This is a genomic window from uncultured Intestinibacter sp. (assembly GCF_902468165.1).
In the GTDB taxonomy this organism is placed as follows: Bacteria; Bacillota; Clostridia; order Peptostreptococcales; family Peptostreptococcaceae; genus Intestinibacter.
Window position 1 is genome coordinate 35,395 of the sequence record NZ_CABQXJ010000002.1, and the last position, 23,127, is coordinate 58,521.

The 23,127-nt window shown below is 31.5% G+C and carries 18 protein-coding genes and 1 other RNA gene; 1 reads left to right on the plus strand and 18 read right to left on the minus strand.

Going from position 1 to position 23,127, the window contains the following annotated elements; genetic code table 11:
- Nucleotides 1-158 precede the first annotated feature (158 nt).
- The 7 genes from RDX53_RS00600 to RDX53_RS00630 all read right to left on the minus strand — a co-directional run bounded on the left by RDX53_RS00600 (nt 159) and on the right by RDX53_RS00630 (nt 7,781).
- Nucleotides 159-1,514, minus strand: a complete 1,356-nt coding sequence (locus tag RDX53_RS00600) for an N-acetylmuramoyl-L-alanine amidase family protein (RefSeq protein ID WP_195928888.1) — start codon at nt 1,512-1,514, stop codon at nt 159-161.
- A gap of 98 nt (nt 1,515-1,612) precedes the next feature.
- Nucleotides 1,613-2,050 (minus strand): small multi-drug export protein, encoded by a 438-nt coding sequence (locus RDX53_RS00605; RefSeq protein ID WP_295677328.1) that lies wholly within the window; start codon nt 2,048-2,050, stop codon nt 1,613-1,615.
- 317 nt (nt 2,051-2,367) lie between these two features.
- Complete coding sequence (gene galE, locus RDX53_RS00610; RefSeq protein WP_307993467.1) at nt 2,368-3,402, minus strand: UDP-glucose 4-epimerase GalE; 1,035 nt, start codon at nt 3,400-3,402, stop codon at nt 2,368-2,370.
- A 201-nt stretch (nt 3,403-3,603) separates the two neighbouring features.
- An RNA gene (gene rnpB, locus RDX53_RS00615) (RNase P RNA component class A) lies at nt 3,604-3,945 on the minus strand.
- A gap of 82 nt (nt 3,946-4,027) precedes the next feature.
- Nucleotides 4,028-5,077, minus strand: coding sequence for a CAP-associated domain-containing protein (locus tag RDX53_RS00620; protein WP_195928884.1), 1,050 nt, complete (start codon nt 5,075-5,077; stop codon nt 4,028-4,030).
- A gap of 280 nt (nt 5,078-5,357) precedes the next feature.
- Nucleotides 5,358-6,413: an acyltransferase gene (locus RDX53_RS00625; RefSeq protein ID WP_295676741.1), complete on the minus strand. Its 1,056-nt coding sequence runs from the start codon at nt 6,411-6,413 to the stop codon at nt 5,358-5,360.
- A 129-nt stretch (nt 6,414-6,542) separates the two neighbouring features.
- On the minus strand, nt 6,543-7,781 hold the full coding sequence (locus RDX53_RS00630; RefSeq protein WP_307993468.1) for a nucleotidyltransferase family protein: 1,239 nt from the start codon (nt 7,779-7,781) through the stop codon (nt 6,543-6,545).
- 359 nt (nt 7,782-8,140) lie between these two features.
- On the opposite strand from RDX53_RS00630, the gene RDX53_RS00635 reads away from it, so the two are divergent.
- Nucleotides 8,141-9,061: an LCP family protein gene (locus RDX53_RS00635; protein ID WP_307993469.1), complete on the plus strand. Its 921-nt coding sequence runs from the start codon at nt 8,141-8,143 to the stop codon at nt 9,059-9,061.
- 135 nt (nt 9,062-9,196) lie between these two features.
- Here the strand turns inward: RDX53_RS00635 and RDX53_RS00640 are convergent, their stop codons facing one another.
- The 11 genes from RDX53_RS00640 to RDX53_RS00690 all read right to left on the minus strand — a co-directional run bounded on the left by RDX53_RS00640 (nt 9,197) and on the right by RDX53_RS00690 (nt 23,124).
- A complete protein-coding gene (locus RDX53_RS00640) occupies nt 9,197-10,090 on the minus strand; it encodes a metallophosphoesterase (protein WP_307993470.1) in 894 nt (297 codons plus the stop codon).
- 97 nt (nt 10,091-10,187) lie between these two features.
- Nucleotides 10,188-11,948, minus strand: a complete 1,761-nt coding sequence (locus RDX53_RS00645) for an ABC transporter ATP-binding protein (RefSeq protein ID WP_307993471.1) — start codon at nt 11,946-11,948, stop codon at nt 10,188-10,190.
- Nucleotides 11,949-12,061: 113 nt separating this feature from the next.
- Nucleotides 12,062-12,937, minus strand: a complete 876-nt coding sequence (locus tag RDX53_RS00650; protein WP_307993472.1) for an Rpn family recombination-promoting nuclease/putative transposase — start codon at nt 12,935-12,937, stop codon at nt 12,062-12,064.
- A gap of 129 nt (nt 12,938-13,066) precedes the next feature.
- On the minus strand, nt 13,067-13,327 hold the full coding sequence (locus tag RDX53_RS00655) for a PqqD family protein (protein WP_307993473.1): 261 nt from the start codon (nt 13,325-13,327) through the stop codon (nt 13,067-13,069).
- A gap of 79 nt (nt 13,328-13,406) precedes the next feature.
- Nucleotides 13,407-14,366: a hypothetical protein gene (locus RDX53_RS00660; protein ID WP_307993474.1), complete on the minus strand. Its 960-nt coding sequence runs from the start codon at nt 14,364-14,366 to the stop codon at nt 13,407-13,409.
- Between the two features lie 82 nt (nt 14,367-14,448).
- Nucleotides 14,449-15,576: a radical SAM protein gene (locus RDX53_RS00665; RefSeq protein WP_307993475.1), complete on the minus strand. Its 1,128-nt coding sequence runs from the start codon at nt 15,574-15,576 to the stop codon at nt 14,449-14,451.
- A gap of 47 nt (nt 15,577-15,623) precedes the next feature.
- Entirely contained in the window at nt 15,624-16,505 is an 882-nt protein-coding gene (locus tag RDX53_RS00670; RefSeq protein ID WP_307993476.1) for a hypothetical protein, read from the minus strand.
- 72 nt (nt 16,506-16,577) lie between these two features.
- Nucleotides 16,578-16,844: a hypothetical protein gene (locus tag RDX53_RS00675; RefSeq protein ID WP_307993477.1), complete on the minus strand. Its 267-nt coding sequence runs from the start codon at nt 16,842-16,844 to the stop codon at nt 16,578-16,580.
- Nucleotides 16,845-16,861: 17 nt separating this feature from the next.
- Nucleotides 16,862-19,822: a VWA domain-containing protein gene (locus tag RDX53_RS00680; protein WP_307993478.1), complete on the minus strand. Its 2,961-nt coding sequence runs from the start codon at nt 19,820-19,822 to the stop codon at nt 16,862-16,864.
- Between the two features lie 1,407 nt (nt 19,823-21,229).
- Nucleotides 21,230-21,952, minus strand: coding sequence for a HEPN domain-containing protein (locus RDX53_RS00685; protein ID WP_307993479.1), 723 nt, complete (start codon nt 21,950-21,952; stop codon nt 21,230-21,232).
- The gene (locus RDX53_RS00690) at nt 21,949-23,124 is read right to left on the minus strand and encodes an ATP-binding protein (RefSeq protein ID WP_307993480.1); all 1,176 of its coding nucleotides are present in this window, start codon (nt 23,122-23,124) and stop codon (nt 21,949-21,951) included. Before RDX53_RS00690 ends, RDX53_RS00685 begins: the two co-directional genes overlap by 4 nt.
- Nucleotides 23,125-23,127: the final 3 nt, after the last annotated feature.

Here is a 23,127-nt window from a genome sequence, read left to right on the forward strand (position 1 = left end):
AAAACCTTACAATTTACTTACAATTAAAAAAATACTGCCTAATGTAGGTTTGTTTTACGTTAAGCAGTATTTATAACAAAAATAATTATATTCGTATTTTAAAGCATAAACTACAATCCTTTGATCGGTTTGTAATTTTACTTTTCATTTGTTCTATTTTAGTTTGCGATTTCGCTTTGCATTTGTTCTACGTTTTCTTGTTGTGAAGAATTATCTTCTTTTGAAGAGTTATCTTCATTTTTCACATCGCCATTTGTATTATCTTGATTTGGTGTATTGTCTTCTTTATTTTGATTATTATCTTGGCTTGGTTGGTTGTTTTCTGGTTTAGTAGTGTTTTGACTTGGTTTATTAGTAGAATTATTTTCTGAACCTTGGATTAATACTCCATTTGCATCAAATTCATATACAACCCCGTCAATTGTTTGTTTTCCAGTAACCATAACACCATCGTCACCTAGATAGTATTTTTTGTTTCCAATTTGAGCCCAGCCAGTGCATAACTTACCAGTTTTCTTGCCGAAGTAGTATTTATGTTGACCGATTGTTTGCCATCCTGTACGTCTAACTCCATCTGTACCTAGATAGTATTTTTCTCCGTCTACTATAACCCAGCCAGTTTGTTTAGCACCATTTGAACCTAAGTAATAAGTCTTGCCACCTATCTTGCTCCATCCTGTATATAATTTACCTGATGTTTTGCTGAAGTAGTAAGTGTTTGAACCGATTTGGCTCCATCCTGTATATAATTTTCCGGTAGTTGTTCCGAAATAGTACTTCTTGCCGTCAATTGTTTGCCATCCAGTTACTTTTACTCCGTTTGTGCCGAAGTAGTATTTACTTCCATTGATGTTTGCCCAACCTTTATATAATTTTCCTGTAGTTGCTCCGAAATAATATTTATTTCCATCGATTGTTTGCCATCCTTTAGCTAATGTACCATCTGGATTTTTATAATATGTTTTCTTGTTTTCTGTGTACCAAGTAGCTTTTAATGTTCCCATATTATAGTATTTCATTATATAATTATCTGATTCACTAGTATTTTTGATTAATACTGTTGTTCCAACTGGGACTTGGTCAAATAACCACTCAACCTCGCTATTGTGCATTCTTACGCATCCTCCAGTTATATTTTTACCTATTGATGATTCATTATTATTCCCATGAATAGCGTAAGTAGTTCCATAAGTTCCGTTGATATTTAGCCCCATCCATCTTTTTCCCAAAGGATTATTTGGTGCTCCCCCTGGAATATGAGTTTGATAATATGGTCTGTTTTTTATTTTATTTACTATTGTTGTTTTACATTGTGGTGTCGGAGTTCTAAGTTTTCCTGTAGAACATCTAAATGATCTTACTAGAGTATAATTAACGTAATAATTCAACGTATTTTTCTTTGAATTTACAACTATAAGATATTTTGATTCTGCACTACTTATTGGTGCTGTACCAACTAATATAACTACTACTGTAAAAAGTACAATGAAAATTTTCTTGAATGCTTTCTTCATATTCTTACCCCCTCTCTACAAATATATTAGCACCTTTTACCATATTTTACCTTATTTTTCTTTGCGAAAATAGGTTAAGATTTTGTTACCATTTTTTGTTATATTATGTGATAAGAGATTAATGAAACTATAATTCCCGATAAGCAGTTTCCTATGAAAACACCTGCAAACGCCTCTACTATCCTCATTCTAAGAATTGATGCAATCGCCGCAGCCGTCCAAGTCCCCGTTGTTGGAAGTGGTATCCCGACAAATAATATTATTCCAAGCAAAGATGCTGCCTTCATTTTTTTCATACTATTTTCTATTTTTTGATCTATTTTATTTAACAATTTTACGAAAATTTTTTTATCCCTCATAAATTGTACAATATGCCTATAAGTCAAGACTAAAGGCACTGAAACTAATGTCGATCCAGCAACACTCGCTATATAAACCCCAATTGGATTTAAATCTAGCGCCATCCCAATCGGTATAGCTCCTCTAAGCTCTGTTACTGGTATCATTGATAAAATTAAAATTCTTAAATACTCCACGTTTCCTCCTATTGTAGCTAAAAATTTTTATTATAAATGCAAATTGACTAAAAGCCATATATATTATATATCATACTTTTAGTCAATTTTTTATTAATTATATTATAAAGCTTTCTTAAATTTTCTTAATTTATCGATTATAAATTTACTGTTTAATTTATTAATTATAAAATTATTATATCTATTATACATAAAATCATTATATTTATTTAATCACGAAATTACTGCTTAATTTATTGATTCTGAAATAATTATATATATTAGATATAATTTCATTATGTTTATTGTTTATAAAATTATTGTGTATATTAGAATTTTTATTTTGCAGTTTGAAGTTTTTTATCTTTATATCCGTTTGGATTTTTACTTTGCCAGTTCCAAGAATCTCTGCACATCTTGTTTACATCGTATTTTGCAACCCAGCCTAATTCTTCTTTAGCCTTGGTCGGATCTGCATAACACATAGCGATATCTCCAGGTCTTCTATCTACTATTTTATATGGAATTTGTACATTACTTGCTTTTTCAAACGCCTTTACTAAATCTAAAACGCTGTATCCTGTTCCTGTTCCAAGATTGTATGTAACTAATCCTGGCTTTTGGTTTAATTTTTCAAGTGCCTTGACATGGCCATTTGCTAAATCGACAACATGGATATAATCTCTTACACCAGTTCCGTCGTGTGTATCATAATCATTTCCAAACACACTAAGTTGATTTAACTGACCAACTGCTACCTTAGTTATATAAGGCATTAAATTATTTGGAATTCCATTTGGTTCCTCTCCTATAAGACCGCTTTCATGTGCGCCAATTGGATTGAAATATCTAAGTATTGCAACATTAAAATCTTTATTAGCATTGCAGATATCTCTAAGAATCTCTTCTATCATTAATTTTGTTGTTCCATAAGGATTTGTTGTTGAAAGTGGAAAATCTTCCTTTATTGGACAAGTTTTTGGATTGCCATAAACAGTTGCAGATGAGCTAAATACAAATTTATCTACCCCAAACTCCCTCATTAATTTTAATACTGTTAAAGTATTTGTAAGATTGTTATCGTAATAATCTAGTGGCTTTTCGACAGATTCACCAACTGCCTTAAGCGCTGCAAAATGTATTACTGCGTCGATTTTATTCTCCTCAAATACCACTTTAAGTTTTTCGCTATCTCTCGTGTCGATTTCATAAAATTTTACGCGTTTTCCCGTAATCTCCTCAATTCTATCCAATACAATAGAACTACTATTGCATAAATTATCGACAATAACTACTTCATACCCAGCATTGATTAATTCTATGACAGTATGGCTTCCTATGTAACCAGCACCGCCAGTAACTAAAATATTCATTTGTCTTCCCCCCAATGGACTTTATACAGTCAGATTTATAATTACCCCTTTTGCATAAAAGTATCACAGTTGGTATGAAACCGCAATAAATTAGATTACTAAATATCTAAACGTGGGTTATGATGTAGTTTTATGTTACAAAATACTATTTTTTGCACAAAAAAACTGCAATTATTAAAATTGCAGTTTTACATTCATGGTTAATTAAGCAAATCTATAAGCGGAGTTCTGTATTTGATAATCATCTTTCTAGGCTTATTGTCACCAATAAGCTCGAGCGGCCTACCTACCGGAGGATGCGAGCAACATCCCTTATGCCCTATCTTGGCCTTGCTCCAGGTGGGGTTTACACGGCTCGACTAGTCACCTAGTCGACGGTGAGCTCTTACCTCGCCTTTTCATCCTTACCACATAAAGTGGCGGTTATTTTCTGTTGCACTTTCCTTAGGATCACTCCCACTAGGCGTTACCTAGCACCCTGCTCTATGGAGCTCCGACTTTCCTCACGCAGCTTGCGCTGCCCGCGATTATCTGGTCTACTTAATCGAATCCTATATTAACACATTTGTTTATTTATGTCAAGCATATATTTAAATTTTAATTATATTTATTCTAAATTATATACTTATCTATAAAAGTTTTGTGTTAAGTACATGCTTGAGCTTCCACCGAATACAACGCCGACACCTATGTATCTATAGTTTCCCAATATATTAACTCTGTGCCCTTCTGAATTCATAAGTGCATAGTGGGCGAAGATTGCGCTAGTTTGTCCAGCTGCGATATTTTCTGCGGCACCTTGATAGTTGATTCCATATTGAATCATCCTATCAAATGGACTTTGATTTTTTAAATTAGTATGTGAAAAATAGTCTTGGTCTCTCATGTCTTTGCTGTGAGCACGAGCACACAAAGTAGCGTTTTCATCATATGAAAGCATATTTAGTCCTCGTCTGCTTCTTTCCTCATTTATCAAATATCTGTTTATATTTTCAAAACTAGTAGTAACAGACTCATCAGATGTATAAATTTCAGCCATATTTTCTTCTGTCTTTTTGCCTATAATTTGTATTCCTACTACTTTATTATCTTCAAATGAATCGTAAAAAACTGTGATATAACTTGATTTTGTCTTAATCAAATTATAATATTTTTCATTTAAGATATATCTAGTGTTTTTTATTCGTCTATAATCAAGTAATTTATGCTCACTTTTCACTTTACTTTCCACGTCACCTAGTTTTATACCATTAGATTCACATGAATTCATAGTATTACTAAATAATGCTACGACTTTATTTTTAGAAATCCCTATCATACAGAACTTATCTATATCTTGATTGTATACATACCATTTAAAACCATACTCGCTACCTTCTTTTTTATTTGGCTCCCCCATTTTAGAGATTACATTTTTAACACTTTCTCCTAGCTTTATTGTCGAGTAATTATCAAATGAAACTGAACCATTATAATCTGATACACTTTCCTCTACATTATTTTCATCACCAATAGCAGAATTATTTATGTATTCATCTTCATTATCTATTTTATTTATTATATTGTTTACATTTCCTTGCACATAACTTATTAAATTATTAGATATATCTTTTAATGGCGATCTAAATATAAATACTATTATTAAAATAGTAAAAACGTTAAAAAATTTTTTCACAGCAACCCCTCCTAATCAATCTACAGATTATAACTTGCACTCTTGAATATTATATTAATCAAATTTGACACTAAAATAAAATAACCTCTATTAAAAATTCGATATAATTATCTTTATAGCCACCTTAAAATGTCAAATATCTACAATAAATTCATAAATACAACTAATATCAAGTTACTAATATACAAAACTACAGTATTTATAGACTTTATATAAAAAAATAGTACTCCACATCAAAATAGTTGAAATGAAGTACTATATATATTCATATTAATAGAATCTATCTTCCTCCTGTAAGAATTTCATAGAATCTATACATAAATCTTCTTAAGAACATAGCCACAAGTACACATACAGTTATTGTTATAACTGGGGCTACGAAGAATATTATTAAGCTGCTCATATTACTCATAGGCATAACTTTAAACCATATCTTTTTAAGGATAGATTGGAATGGTATGTGGAAGAAGTATATAAATATTCCGTATTTAGCCATTTTGAATTTCTTATTTTTTATGTTGTCTATTCTATCGTATAATAACCACATAAACGGAACACCAAATAAGATTACTACATTCTCTGCTAAATCTAATAATGGTAAATCTGTGTACATAAGGGCTGCCCTAACTGCACACGCTAATATATATATAATTCCTATTACTACAACTTGATTTTCTGTTACTGATTTAAAGCGTAAGTCTACTTTGTTTATTGCAAGAGCTGCCCCTATTCCAAATAACATGAATGGATAATTAAATATTTGTAATATCCATACTCCTCCAAACATCTCTGATATTGGATATAAGAACCAAATTACAACAAATATAGGTAGTGATTTTTTGCCTAATGATTTAATTATATAGTAGAACACTGGTGTTAATAATACATCTAACATCAATGATCTTATATACCAAAATTGGTATGGTAGTGGATATACGTATGTATTTACGAATAATTCCTTTAAAGTATAGTCTGTTATTATTCTGTCTGAGAATAAAGCCCTACCCGCAGGTACTAATTCTACTAAGTATAGTATAACTAACCAACCTGTACACCAAATTACATATGGTATAAATAAACTATGAAATCTGCTTTTAAATTTGTATTTCCATTTTTCCATAGTAGGTGTGAAATTGTAGAAGAATAAGTATCCTGATATTAAGAAGAATACAGGAACGGCAATTCTGACAATCCCTTGACCTATAAAGTTTTGTATTATTGAATTTGCGCTTATTACGTCTTTTGCCGATTCAAGATTGTTTGAATGTAGTAAAACTACAAAAAACGTCATGAATAACGACACATTTTTTATCTTATTACTGATATATTTATCCATTCTGCGTTTTACCTCTTCCCTCTTTTATTTATTATTTTTAGTCAAAATCTAGATTAAAAATACCATATTTCCAGTATATTTTCAACTTACAACAATATTACATTTTTCTTAAATTTACTATTTTCGACTTTATTTTATGATTTTATATTCTTTTAATAGCTCTATTCTCTGTTTTCCCAATTCCATAGTATTTATATAAGATGTAGTGTTGTTTTTATTTTTCTTTAAATAAGATAAAATTCTTTGTGTCCAAGCGATAGGAAGAAGAATCGGATGTTTTTGTAAATATGTATAACTTCCCTTTAAATAGTCTACATTTGGGAATATCGCCTTAAATCTATTTGTGTTATTTTGCCCTTCGACTGCATTTAAAGTCATGAGCGCTGTATGTTTTCTCTCTTTTGTACTTCCGCCAAAGACTCCTGCATTTAATATGTCGTTAATTAAATCGTCGCTATTTATGTAGTAGTCCTTAGAATTTATAATTATGTTAAAATCTCTAACCCCTTCAGGATATATAGCTTTAGTATAATCAAATCCGAGATATTTTAAACTTATATCGATTAAATTTAGTGCAAAAGTATCGTAATTTAAAATTTTTAAGTTACTCCAAAACTTTTCCCAATTAATAAATTGATTATAAGTTTCTATGTATTTGGAGAAATCGGCAACTTGCCTTATGCCGAAACCTCCATGTAAAAAGTGTTTCATATTGTGAAATACAATATATATAAGATGTTGCTCATGTGATAAAGTTTTGATATCAATGCCGTCTATGTTTATATTTATACTATTTTCAAATATATTTTCAAATACTTTATTTAGATGTCCATAAGCCTTTGATTCAACAGGAAAAAGACTTGTACTGACTTCTATACAAAGGCCTGTTTTTTTACAGAAATACGCACACTCATTTCCCTCTTTTTCAATAAATTCAAGCCCCTCATTACATAAAATGTCCTTAATCCTATCATAGTCTTCTTGCTTTACTAATATATCTTCATCCGACGACATCCTATCATCTGGATTATTGTACATATTTCTAAAAATTATACCTTTAAATACAATTGTTTCTATATTTTCTTTCTGTAAAATTTTATAAAGTTCTAAAAACCTATTGCTGCGTTGAATTTGAGATACAACTAACCTAAGGGCCACTTGCTTAAACATTCTTTTAAACTCTTCATCAGCATTTTTAAAACACTCTTGATTATATAAAGCACTGTATATCATAGGCAAAACGTGATGAATTTCAGATAAACGATAAATCTGTTTCAAATCTTGTGAATCAATATATCCGCCTTCATAAGTACCATTATTTAATGATGACTTTAATAAGTCTAAAAACTGTAAATTAAACTTCTCCATATTTCCCCCTTTTATTATTAATATTGTATAGAATTATTTTTTATATTTAGTTAGCAAAATCTTTTTAATTACTACATTAATTATAATTTATCTACATCTTTTGAGCTATCTAAACAGTATATTTTTTATAATTTCTTGTATATTTTCCATATTTCTTTTAATTTTGCATATTGAACCAATTTAACTTGTTGTATATAATGAATATAATGAAAATTTAAGGGGAGGTGAAACGCTACGATAAAAATATTTATCAGTAGCACACATATTTGGGTAAATTAAAAAACTTTTTTACTTTTAAAAAGGTTACTATAACCTTGCTAGTCTTACTTATTCTAATTCCACTAATTACATTCGGGGTTGTGTTAATTAGAATAAATTCGGCTCATGTAGAAGACAACTACAACTCTCAATACAAAAAAGTAGAGGGAATAACAAACATACTTCTATTAGGTACGGATGGTCGTGAAAACGAAGATAAATATAGATCAGATGCTATGATGATTCTTACTATCGACACAATTCACAATGATATAAAACTTACATCACTTGCACGTGATACATATGTAGATATCCCTGGCCATGGAAAAGGAAAACTTAATGCTGCTTATTTCTGGGGCAAAGAAGATTTATTATTTAAGACTATAGAACAGAACTTTAAAATAGGACTTGATAAATTTGTCCAAGTTGATTTTGAAGACCTTATGAATATAGTATTTGTTATTGGTGGTGTAGACGTCGAGATTGAAGAAAGAGAAATTCAATCTTTAAATGAAGGTATTCCAGGTGCATATAATTCATGTACTTATGCTGAAAAAGGTGAAATGCAACTTATAAATGAAGCCGGAAAACACACTTTAAATGGATACCAAGCAATCGCCTATGCTCGTATGAGATACCTTGATAATGGTATATACAGAGATGGAAGACAACGTAAAATAATTTCGGGGATGTTTGATGGAGTAAAAGACCTTTCAATGTCTGAATATCCAAAACTACTAAATACACTACTTCCTTATGTCAAAACAAACTTGACAGTAGGAGAAATGCTAAACCTTGCATTTACTTCATATAGTTTTGCAACATCAAAAGAAATCAAACAAGCAGAATATCCAATAATCGACGATAAGCACGTAAAAGGCGGAAAATATAAAAACGCAGGTTGGGTATGGTTGTATGATGTGAACTCAACAGGAGTACTTCACGATTTCATATATGAAGATATTAATATGGAAGATAATGAGTATTTAAAAGATGATAGTAAAATAGAGCTTAATTATTAGGATAAAATAAATAACTTTATCTATATAAAATACATAAAATACTTAAATTTAGTTATATAAAAAGTGAGTTGTAAAGTGTTTAAAAATTTTGCAACTCACTTTTTTAATCTTTTTATCTTTAATTATTTACTATAATTATTTCTTTAAATTCACAACCATAATTTCTGGAACGTTATTAAAACGAGGTAGCTTTTGAGTATTTGATCCAAGTCCACTTGTAATTAATAATTGCATATTGTCCTTTTTATAAAGACCATGGATGTATTCTGGGAAGTAGCCTTGATCACCGCCATAAAGACCGCCTAAAAATGGTACTATAACTTGTCCACCATGGTCATGTGAACTTACAACTAAGTCAATATCCCAAGCTTTTGATGCTTCACCAAATACAAAACTATCTGGTCTGTGACTCATCATAATTTTATAACTCGATGTATCTTCAAATTCTGTCAAAAAGTCATATATTCCATCTCCCATATCATCACGCTTTGTTGTTCCATTTGGATCAAACGCATATCCATACATTCCACCAATACGAATATCGACACCATTTACCTTTATATCTTTGTACTCCATTTCTAATAAAGTTGCCCCTGTGCTTTTTATTTCGTCTAATAATTTTTCAGAATGTTGATTTTCCATATATTCTAGCTCATGATTTCCCAAAGCATAATAAACAGGAGCTATCTTTACAAGTCTTTTTATAAAACTCATTGCAATGTCGCTGTTTTCAGAATCGTCGTTTAAAATATCACCATCTGCTATTATAAAATCTGGATTTTGTTCTTTTATTTGTTTTAATAATTCTCTGTCATCGTCTTTAAAAGTGTTGTCGTGTAAATCACCTATCACTACGAATTTTACTGAAGAATTTATTTTGTCGCTGTTTATATCGTACGAATTTACAGTTAAGTGGTTGTACGAAATATAGACTAGATAATAACAAACTGGAATTGCTATTATTATTAGTGCACAAATTATTACTAATGCTATTTTTAACTTTTTCTTAGGTTTTTTATTTTCACCCATAATTATCCCCCCTGACTAGCTAAGTTTATAAATTTATATATACACTTTGTGTGATATATACTTATTCCTAGCTGCTAAATCTATATAAATTAAAAAATTAAAAATCCTTTATCAATCTATTAACCTCTTTTTCATCAATATCGCTCACATCACCGCTGTCGATTCTATAAACCCTGTCGCACATTGTCAGCACGCTTGGTCTGTGCGTTGTGACAATGCAAGTTCTTGCGTATCCACTGTTCATAATATTGCGAAGGACTTGTCTTTCCGTGAATACATCGAGCGCGGAGGTCGCCTCGTCGAGTAATAGTATCGGCGATTTTCGTAAAAGCGCCCTTGCGATTGAAATCCTTTGGGCTTGGCCTTCTGAAAATCCGCCACCTCTCTCGCCTACTTTTGAGTTGATACCTTGTGGAAGTTTTTTTACAAAATCGTACGCACAGGCAGTTTTTAACGCATCGATAATTTCGTCATCACTGGCGTCTGGTTTTACCATTCGCATATTGTCGGCGATTGTTCCGGAGAAAATCGTGTTGCCTTGTGGAACGTAGGCAAAAAATCTTCTCGTCGCTGATGAAATTTTGCAACTTATTCCGTTGATGTCTTTTATAACTGCACTACCAGATTTCGCATTAATAAGCCCCAGCAGCAACCTTACCATAGTCGTTTTTCCCTCACCAGAAGGACCCACAAGAGCCACAATCTCGCCTGGATTTGCGACTATGTTGGCATTTTTAAACACAATTTTAGTCGAATTGTAACTAAAATTCACATCCTCAAGCTCAACACTAAGCCCCTTGCCTTGTGTGTTGTTTTGTATTAATCTCACCTTTTTTTCATCTAGTTTTATTTCGTTTTTAATTTTGAAAAACTCCATAATTCTACCAGCAGACGTCGTCGCGCTTATTGCAGATGGAACAAGGCTCACAAGCGATTTGAATGATGACGATAATTGGCCAGACAACTGGACAAACAAAGTCATTGTCCCAAATGTGATGTGACCTGTCCAAAGGCGGTAAACACCCCACCCAAAACAAGCATAAGCCACAAACATCCCCACAACCGACATAAAAGACGATGTATAGACAGAAAATTTATTGTAATCCAAGTAGACATCTTTATAATTTTGTTGCACATTTCTCAGCCTATTGCTGAAAAACTCCACCAAATCAAACGCCTTGACCGATTGTATATTTTGAAAAGACTCCTCATTAAAAGACATAACCTCACTCGAAACTTCTCTCATCCTCTTGTTATAATCCCTCATCTTTTTCATCAAAGTCTTTGAAACAATCACCATAACAGGCGCACTACCAAGCGCAATCACCGCCATCGTCGGATCATAATAAAGAATTATCGCAAGGATTCCCAAAAACTGAACCCCGCGCGTAATCAAACTCGGTATCCAGCTCAAAATACTAGACGCCACCGTATTCACATCACCATTCAGACGATTTAGCAAATCGCCGCTGTGAAACTCCTTCATCGAAATCCAATCAGCAACAAGAATCTTGTCATAGACCTCCGCCTGAATCTCATTATTTACTTTTATATTAATCCTAGCCGAAATCATCGTCGTCACAGCATTAATCCCAATACTAAAAAGCCCCATAGATACTATAAAAATCGCAATCAAGGCGATATTACCCGTATCCTGACCTGTAACAGCGTCGATTAAATACTTCGACCCGACACTCGACGCCAGCCCCATCAGCGTCGTCATTATCCCCAGACATATGTAAAATACAATTTGGAATTTGTATTTTTTCGCATAGGTGTACATCCACTTTGTCTCTTCGTACATTTCCTGTAGCATGCCGTCTTTGATTTTTTTTATAACTTTTTTTATAAATTCCATTTGATTCCCCCGTTATTTTTTTGTGTATATAGATATTTTAGCACTTTTTGGTAGTGATTGAGATATAATTTGCGGCAATAAAAAAGTAGGAGTCTCTGCCCCTACTGTTTTTATTAATCTATTAATTTCTCAACTTCAGATAAGTCTAATCCTGTTGATTTTGCTATAGTATCTTTGTCTAATCCTATGCTTATCATAGACTTTGCAATTTCTATAGCTTTGTTTTTTGCACCTTTTTGGATTCCCTTTCTCTCAGCTTCGTTCAATGCACTTATCTTATCTTTTAGTGTTTTGGCTCTCATTTCATATAGTTCACGCTGAGTATCGTCGTTACTCATTCTTATAAGTTCGTCTTTGGCCTCTCTTATTTCGTCTATACTCATTTCAAGACTTCTCACCTTTTCGCTTTCTGGATTTTTCAAGAATTCAATCCAAGCCACAAGCATATCTTTTTCATCAGAACCTTCTTCTAATTTGGGAATTTCTATAAAGTGAATTTCAGCTACATCTGTAAGTTCTTCATTACTATAGATTTCTTTTAATCTGTAGCCACTGTGAAATTTTCTAGTTTTTAGATATTTGAAGTTAAGTATATTGATGCAAATTGTTCTTCTTAAAACACTATAATCTTCGCCTTCATTAAGCTGGTCTGAGTAAAGTTTTGACCAATAGTAAAGACTTCTTTTTATCATATTGTATTCGTTTTTAAGCAACGGATTTTCTTGAAGTGGTAACGAAAGAATATCGTTGGCGCCACGACTAAAAGGAGTTTTTAACTGGATCTCTATATTAATTATCTCATTATTGCTAGTTGTCGCCTTTACATCTAATCTAGAAAATTTATCTTCTATGTAACCTTTATTTAAATCTGTATTCTTTATTTCAACTGCTGTTATTAAATCTTTCGGTTTTAAAGTTGCATTTAAGAAGGATATCAGTATATTCGGGTGTTTTTCGCTTCCAAATATGTTTTTAAATACGAAATCCATTTTTAGGATCTAATAATCCTCTCATATTTTCAACTCCTTTTACTTTTTATTTTGATTATACCATAATAGAGGCATTTTTATAATCAAATAGTGAATTAAAAAAGCGAGCACTTTCATGCCCGCTTCTATTTATATTATCTCTGCATCTTTCAACGTTTGTAAAAACTCATCCAAGTCAGCCTTTGCAACTTCTTTTTCGACTTCGTATTCGTCTAAAATCTTTTGCAACAATTCGTCTTCATCTTTTGCATTTTCGTAGTTTTCCCAAATGAATCTCCCCAATTCATTAACAGATATCAGCCCATTAAATTGTGCTGCTGTTTCACCAGTTGGTATAAGCACAGCTTCTCCAACTATTTCTCTTAACATAAACTCTTTTTTAAATTTCATATTTCCTCCACAATTTATACAATATTTTGTATTAAGTAGCTTTTGATTTTTTAGTAATTACTTCATAGGACACTTGCTATTAATCTGTAGTAGTGTAAGTCTTGACCATCATTATTTCCCCACCATCAGAATCAAAGTGAGAAGGATAAACAGTTTGACTTTCTCCAGCTTTTAATTTTTCTATTTTAGCGGTATAAGTAATTCCTCCAACATAATATCCTTCGCTTGATTTATATTTGTAGAATATACGAACGCAAGGGATATCTTTTTTAGATTTGTTGGTAACTTTTATACCGTTGTTGCTTACTTTTTCACATTTTACACTAGATGACTTCTCAAATTTGTCAGTATATCCAGCAGTTGTTCCACCATAAGTAACGCCTTTACTACTGTCGAAACTAGCTTTGTTTTTTTCCATTACTACTGCTGAATAATTTGCAGGCAATGTAGAAACATCAAATACTAATTTTTTATTTCCGTTATAAAGTTGTATTTGGGCAAATTCCAACGGTTTGCTAGAAGTATTTTTAACTTGGATAGCTGCTACATTACTTACATTTTTATCAGAACCATCTTCTATATATATACCTGAATAAGCGTTAACTCTTTGGATTACAATATCAGCATCTGATGCTTTGTAATTAGATGTAACTTTTTCTTTTGTATTGCCAAAATCAGTTATACTTCCGTCTTTTGAGCCAGTATTCGAAGAGTTTCCATTTGAATTTGAGCCAGAGCCTCCGTTTGCAGAACCATTTTCTCCACCCGAACCACCTGTGGGAGAATCTGAATCCTCGCCGTTTTCGCCTCCAGCATTATTTTGGTCATCTCCTCCATTTTCACTATTCGTACCATCTACTGCAGAATCGCCATTTCCACCCGAAGTTCCATTACTTCCAGATTCTGAGCTATCCTCTGTCTTATTCGATGGATTTATAATACTAGCTACATTTACCTTTCCTGATTTAACTGATATCATAACTATTAACAGAACAATTAATCCAATAATTATCCCGTTTATTTTTTTGTTATTACTCAATTTAATCGCCCCCAAAATTAATTTTTACTGTATTAATTATTGTCAAATCAATTGCGCTTAATCGACAACTCTATTAATTATTCTACAATTGTCCTTCTAATTCCTTCAAAACTTTTTTGCACGCATCTGGATAACAATGAGTCATCTCACATCTATATTGTGGAACTTTGTCGTAAGTTCCTGTTTCTGTGTAAACCATAGCTGCACACGCCTTGCACTCATCCTTTTTCCCACAACCTGCACATTTAACAGGAAGTTTAATTTCGCTGACTATGTTTTTTGCATTTTCCCAAGCAGCATCAAAACCAACTTCCCAAGGATCAAGCCCCTTGTCTGGAATCATCCCACAAGGTAACAACTTTCCTTCCCAAGTCATCCAAAAGCTCGTGATGCCCGCACGACAACGCATATGGTCGCCTTCCACAACGCCACAATCATCATCAGCATCATAAAGTGCAAGCTGACCAGATTCGATATATTCTTTAAATCTATCAAAACCATTGCTATATGCACTGATATACGCCCCATAAAGCGCCGCATCTTGTGCTGTAAATCTGTCGTTTTGGCCGATTTTTGTCTCGTCTTTTCTAAGCGGTGGGAACATATAAGAAGTCGCCTGAATAACTAAATCATGCTCCTGTGCAAAATCAATCATTTGTTTCAAATCGTCTTTATTATAAGGCGTAACACTGCAATTTAACTTAACTTGTATGTTGTTTTCCTTTAATAAAGATAGCGCCTTTGTAACTTGAGTAAATCCATTTGGATTGTTACAAAGTCTGCCATAAGTCTCATCACTAGCCCCATAAAGCGTCATATTAATTCGCATAGGTGGATAGTGTTTTAACCACTCAATCACTTCTTCATCTATCATAGTTCCGTTAGAATTGATAGATATGCAAAATCCCATCTTGTGAAGTTCTATGTAAAGCTCTTTAAAATCTTTTACTAAAAACGGCTCTCCCCCTGTCAAAAGCAGGAACAACATCCCCTTGTCCTTCGCCTTTTGAGCAAGTTCTATCCATTCTTCATTTGTTCTAAGTCTTGCTATGCTTTCTTGCTTTTCCTTTGATATTTTTATATAGCACATTCTGCAGTCCATGTTGCATAGTGGCGAAAGTTCGAATGTGCCACTTATTGGTGTTTTTGTGATTGATGCCTTTCTGTGAAGGTATTCTACTAATCTAGGTTCTATTAATCTCTGTTTCATTTTACCCCTCTTTAGATTTATATTTTTATTTTAAAATTAATTATTATCTAATCTTTATAAATTTTTTCTAGATTATCATCTTTTATAATATTTTCTTTTAGAAAGTCCACAGCACTTTTATCTGGTAAACATTCGTATTGATAAATAGATACATTTTGTACCAAATTAGTAATCATATTTATTATATTATTTTGAAACTCTTCATCCCAAGTATGAAGGGTTGTTTCACTGTATATTTTTATAAATGCTTCTCTTAGCGAAAGTCTGTGTAGTTTATTTTCTTTGCCTTGTCTAAGTACTATAATATGTGAAATTGGAGCTTTTTCATTTCGAAATATATCCGATGATCCTGCAAATGGAAGCCCATATGCCATCCATCCATCTTCAAGCTTTCTAACTCCAGCTTTATCCCCATTTATTATGTCTGCATCTTCATACTTTTCCCATAATTCTGCTTGTGTTGATTTTCCAGTGCCTGATGGTGCTGAAAACAATATTGCTTTACCATTCCATCGGATAAATGAACTATGAAGTAAAAAAGCATTTTTTTTATTCATAAGATTAACTATATCAATAACTTCCATTATATTTCTTGAATATTCAAAGTAACTTTCTTTTCCTTTCAAATATCTAAGCTCAAAATTAAATTCATCTATTGCTATAAACCAAGCATAAGGCTCTATACCAGGTCCTGGACAAAATTCATAAATAAATTTTCCGTCTATACTATAAATGTTAATACTATCTTTATAAACAATTTGTCCTTTTTTATCTATAGACTTATTAATTTCTATAAATTTAACTAAAACGTCATCACCTTGTATACTACTAATAAAATTACTACTTTCTTTTTGTATAGTAATCTTAAAAGGTATTTGTACATGTATTAATATATCTGTAATATTAAAATAATAATTATAATTTTTCATTTTTCCCCTATATGTCAATATGGTCATGTCAGATGACATGACCATATACTTACTTTATTTTATATTTAAATATTAAGAACTAAAAATAGTAGTTCCGCATTCTGGATTATTATAACAAACTCCTCCTATACTGTCATTTTCTCCATAATAATCATTGCAAACTCCACTAGCTTCAGTCCAAGCTATAACTCCTTCAATAACTTGCCATCCGCAAGTAGCTTTAGTCCAATGATTTGGTGATCCCCAACTACTTTGATGTGCCGCACCACAAGATGCTATATTTTGTGATAATCTAAAATCCTCAATAATTATTCCAGGCTTACTATATTTCTTCTTCATTTAAACACCTCCTATAATTATCTATTGAACCATTTATTTAAAGAATTAACTATCTCTTGCCAGAAAGAACTAGGTGTATTAGTTTCTTCGCTATCATTTTCAGTAGGATTATCAATTACTACATCATCTTTATCAAGTGTATTATCATTACTATCTTCTTCAGTATCATTATTTTCTACTACAGATAATGTATCAAATTCTTCTGCATAAGACATTAATGCTGGAGTAGCTCTTAATGAATATGTTTGAACATTTGCCACTTTATTAGAAGTAGTTATTTTAACTTTAGTTACAGATAATAATTTATTTCCTGTATTTTTAATTACTACATTTCCATTTTCATCTGGTGTAACTTCATAATATAAATCAGAAGCAGAAGCTATTGTTTCTTCAACTTTATCTTTACCTGCTGTAATTTCTGCAGTTGTAGATTCTCCTGATGGAGCTTTTAAACCTACAAATACTTTATTTTTACTTGAAGCATAACCTGATATATTAAATGCTACACCTTGACCCTTAGCAAGATAAACTTCATTTTTTGGACCATAATCTTTATATGTTCCTATTGAAGTTGTACTTTGTCCAGTTTGACCATCTTCTGTTTTATCTATAAATACAGAACCTGTCATTGATGAATCTATAGATGTTGTAACTGCATTATCAATTAAATCTTTTCTAAGTTGTATATATTGAGCATTAGATTCATTAGCTTCTTCATATGCTTTGCCAGCAGTAGAATTAGCATTCACTGTACCTAATGGGTTATATACACGTATACCATCTAAATAATAAGTAGCATTTTCTGTAGATTCTGCCATTACAGTTACCTTAACAGTATATGTTCCATATTCTAAATTATCAAAAGATAATGTTGGTATTTGATAATATGTTCCAGATGATGAATTATTATCAACTATTAAACCTTTATTTACTGTAACATCTTGATTTGCTTTAGTAGTACCTGAAAGTTTTGCATAAGCCTTACCTACAAAGTTATCTGTTCTACTATAGATGTCTACACCTGTTCCAGTAAATGTAAATGTAGCTGTAGCTCCTTTTTGAGATGTTTTGTGTGTAGATCCATTGCTGTATAATGCATCGTCTGAATATACATCATCCCATCCGTATTTTTCATTAGCTGAAGATTGGTTTCCTTTAGTTTGATCTGTAGATGTTTCTTTTGTCCATCCATTTGATGACCAAACTATTGCTATATTTGAATCTGTATTAGCATCTGTACCAAAGTCATCTTCATAATAAACTGAACTAGCAGGCATGAAGTTTACTTCTTCCCATTTATATTCTCCACTATTATCTGATTTTGCACCAAATACATATCCTGTATCAATTCCATCCCAATTGATTTTACCAGGTGTATAATCTAAATCTCCATTATCAGATATAGCAAATGTACCATAATCTCCAGTAAGATTAACATTATATGGTGATGGTTTACCTGTATTAGCTATAGAAACAGTACTTACTCCATAATCTTTTGCAGCAGTTGTTACTGTTTTACCATAGTCTAATACATAACTCTTACTTGGTATAGATATTGAACATTCATTAAATACTTCAGATGGATTTTCTGTATCTTTAGTTGCATATACTCCAGATTTATCTGTAACATTAGTTATCATACTGTCACCAGCTTGAGTTGCTGTAAGTCCTGTAATTTCAACAACTAATCTTTGACCTTTAGCTTTTGTTTTATCTACAAAATTAGCTGCATAATCAAATCCTGTTACGTCAACTGCTTTTGTAGGTGTATCTATGCTTGTAGTCAAAGCTACTTGTGTAGCACTCTTTTCCCATGTATCGCTACCTTTGTAGTCTTCAGTATATGCTGTCACTTTTGTATTATCTGATATATCTAATTTATCAGTTATAATATCTCTCGTAACTGCATTTGCATCTAATTTTACTGATGTACTTGGAGTTTCTATATCTTTAGATATATTTGTAAAAATTTTGCTTAATTCTGTCTGGTTAGTAGCTTGCATATAATATTTAGTACCTGTTTTATCTCCTGGCGTAAAGCTTGCTGTGTAGTAAGTACCCCAAAACCTATCTTCATGTTCTTCAAGCTCAGCTTGAGCACCTGGATAGTTAGATGAAATATAATTCATAAAATTAGTTACATTTGTACTAGCACTATTATAAAATCCAACTGAATAAACAGTAGCTCCGTAAGTATTTTTTGTTTTATAAGCTTCATTTACTGCAAAACCTGCTATACCAGACTCATATTCAGATTGTCCTGGTTGACCATCTGTAAATACTACCACAATTCTTTTACGATTACTATCAGATGCTATTGGATTATTTTCAAATACTCCATTAGCCATTTCCAAACCGTAGTTAGTATAAGTAGCACCATTAGCACCAATATTACTAATAGCAGTTGTTATACTATTTGTTATACTTCCATCACTATTATTTACACTTACTAATGCATCTTTATAATTTTGAGCAGTTAATCTAGAAGTTTGAGTACTACTTCCAGCTTTTTGATAATTATATAAACTACCATTAATAAATAAACCTGTATTTGCCCATTTACTATTACTATCATATCTAGATGCATAACCAACAAGCGCTATTCTATGATCTACATTATATTCCTTTGCGTTATTACTTATATTAGTTACAAAATTAGTAACTGCAGTTCTTAATGAAGATACATCATTTTTCATACTACCAGATTGGTCTAATACTAAAACTATATCAAGTGGAACTCCACTTTTTTCAGTAACAGTAGTATATTCTCCTGTAGCATAAGCATTTAATGTAATCTTATAAGTACCATCATTTTGTAACTCTACAGACTTATTTAGGTTTAGACCACTATCGCTTCCGGTTTCTTCAGCATAAGAAGTAGCTGCACCAGCCCCAACCGGAGCAACCACCATGGTCAACGCCATTGCAGCAGCTGCAACAAATGCCACCGATTTTTTAATAAATTTTTTAACTCCCATTTTTCTTCTCCTTTCTAGATTTTATACGCTAATATATCCACCAAAATAAATGCCGCGTAACACATTTATTCCTGTGAACTCGCCACGTATCTTGAAATTGTGGACATAATCTCTAATCTAGTTGGATGGAAATAGATAGGAAGTTTAATAGAAATGATATCTAGCTGTATATCAAATTCCCCCACAATTTAAAGTACTTTCAATGACAAGTTCAAAGATATATTAGTTTCATATACAAATGAATGTATTGAAACAGTTTTGAGAAATGATGAGATTATATCTATATCTAAAATACTCGATACAATTAAAACGTATCAAATATTAAACCTCACATATTTTAGATATCGCATCATCATTATATATAATAAAGTAGACAACTACCTTATTACCTTAATTAAAATATCCCTTAAAGTATAACTCTTGCTGATATTGTTTAAATCTGATATCACTTTAACCTTTTACATTTATTTCCATTTAATTCTTTATTTATAATGATATCACTTTAGTAAGCGAATATCAATAAATTACATCTCAAATCAAACTATTTTTATCAAAAAATCACCAATTTTCGGTTATATTTTTAATTGTATTTACATAAAAAATAATATTTTTAAAAAAATCACATTTTATTTAATTTCAATCGAGCCTATAACCGCTTTTAATCTATATCATTTAATAGCTCCTACCACTATAAATATATTCGATATTTTTCAAGTTATTCCTTGTTTATTTTCTCTACTTTTTAGTTACAAAAACGTAAATTTTATAAATTACGACAAAAATATGTTTAACACAAACATAAAAAACAGAAGGTCGCTAATTCTATATCTCACCCATTCTGCTATCGACTTTAATAGCACAATTTATCAACTTATTCCAACAAACGAAATATGTTATGTTGTAAATCACAACAATAATCTAATAAGTAATTCTAGTAAGAGTAATATATCAAACAAATAGTATTGTAATTCTTAAGCTAATAAAAATTATCTACTATGTAAACTCCTCCTGCCTTCAAATTCTCCAATATTGTCATAACATCATATTTTTTTAAATTTTTACAGTAAATTTCTTTGTAAACTTCATCATACAAATATATATAAATTAAAATCTTGATATTTTATCATAATAACTATGAAATATTAAAAAATATAGTTAAATAAATTATTGCATAATAAAATCCCACTTGAAATATTTATACTATCTTTAGTGGGATTTTTTATCAGAGTTCAGTTTAATAGAATACTATTGTCTATCATAATCTTATATTTCAGAAAGTAGTTTATTAGAATCATATTGCAACTAATCCGTTAGATCTAACCTATTTGTACTCAAAGTTTCATGCTCAACTATTTGCTGTCCAATGGTTGAGCACGATTTATCTTTTAATTATCATACCCACACACTCTACCTTTTAACAATATCATGTTCCAGCATAAGCTCATTCACAACGTCGACAATCTCCTTCGCATTTTCAATAAATTCCCTTACTGTGTTGATGTGAATAGGCTTTTTTTCTGCATTTTCGTGAAACATATCAAACTGGTGGGCGATGGAGTTTCGTCTTTCACAAAGTCGGTTCATCCTTTCTTTTAGCTTTGTTACTCTTTCCTTTCTGTCTATTTCATAGTTGTAGATTTTGTTTGCAATTTGGTACATATGCAGCCCGATCATATTCATCGCTTTTTCGATTGAATCGTAGGAAATCAGCGAGATTTTGCTGTATTCATAGTTTATAAATTCAATAAACCATGAATCGTCTTGCTCTCCTTTTAATACATCTAAAATCGTTCCAAGTTTGATATTTATATTTTTATAAGGTTTTGTCTCTTGCCATATTTCGTCATACATCTGCATTATGCCGAATTGAGTAATTTCATGAAAATAAAAGTCGAGTGAACCACCTAAAAACACAATCTGGGAACGTAGGATATAATCTATTTTTTCCTTATCCTTACTCTCCAACAAGTCAATAGTATTAAACTGCTCCTCGATATCTTTTATGCTATCTTCAAAGTGCTTTTTAATTTCAGCCAAGTCGAATTTTATAACTTCGGGTTGTACTTTATCCCTTGTATTTGACTTTCTTTTAGATAAATCTAAATCGCGATGTTTATCCAATTTCATCATCCAACACCACCATCGTTTTTAAAACTAGGAACAGCGCCAAATCTTCCCATTATGTACCCCTTGGCGATGTTTTCATCAGCCCTAATATTTTTAATTTCGACAAGAGAATACAACTCCGTTGCCCTGTCTTTTCCCAATTGTGCAAACCAAATCTGATCATTTCGGAATAAATTTAAGCTAAGCAAACTTATATCGTGGCTTGTGAAAATAAGTTGGGCAGAGTTATTTGGAAGATGGGTGTTAAACAATTTTATAATTTTATAAGAAATATTGCGGTGAAGGTTTAATTCGATTTCATCCACAATCATCACCTTTCCATTTATAAAGCTCTCTACAATAGGTAACACAAGGTCAAATAATTTGTTGATTCCCGTCGACTCCTCTTTATACAAATCAGTTTCAAACTCGTCGTAAACGAATTTTATTCTTATATCTTTATCGTCTAAATTTTCTCCTGCATTTTCAATTTTAATATCCTTTATATCACTATCAAAATCGCGAAAAACAGAGATAATCAACTCCCTCATCTTCTCATTTTCTATCATAACCTTAATACAGTTTTTTCTTTCAGTCTTTACATCGCTATTTTGTATGACAAGATATTCTTTAAAAAACAAAAATGCATTATTTATCTCAAAAATATCACTTTTATCACCAATGCACGACAACAATAGTTTATTATCTCCAATTTCATTTTCGATTATCTCTAACAATACCTTATTTTCTTCAAATTTTTCACCAAGACAGACTTCTCCTTCCTCTCTTTCAAAAACATTCATAGCATTTTTATCCTCAAAATAATATAAATATTCCTCATCCACCAAATTATCTTTTAACACAAATCCATAAGCATATCTAATATCATTTATTATATATTGCATATTAAACTCGCTTTTTTTATCATGAGCCATCTTGTGAGTAGGTTGTTTCAACACTTCACCAGGTCTATTTTCTCTACTTTTAATAACCAACTCCCTCATAAATCCAATACCTTTAAAAATATTGCTCTTTCCTGCACCATTTGGTCCATAAATCACAGAAGTATGCAAAACCCTAAAATCGTCAAATTTCTTTAAGTATTTTTCATTTTTGATATTATCCGTCGCAATAGCCGAAAAAGTGACCTTTTCCTTAATGGACTTAAAATTGCTACACGAAAACTCCAACAACATGAC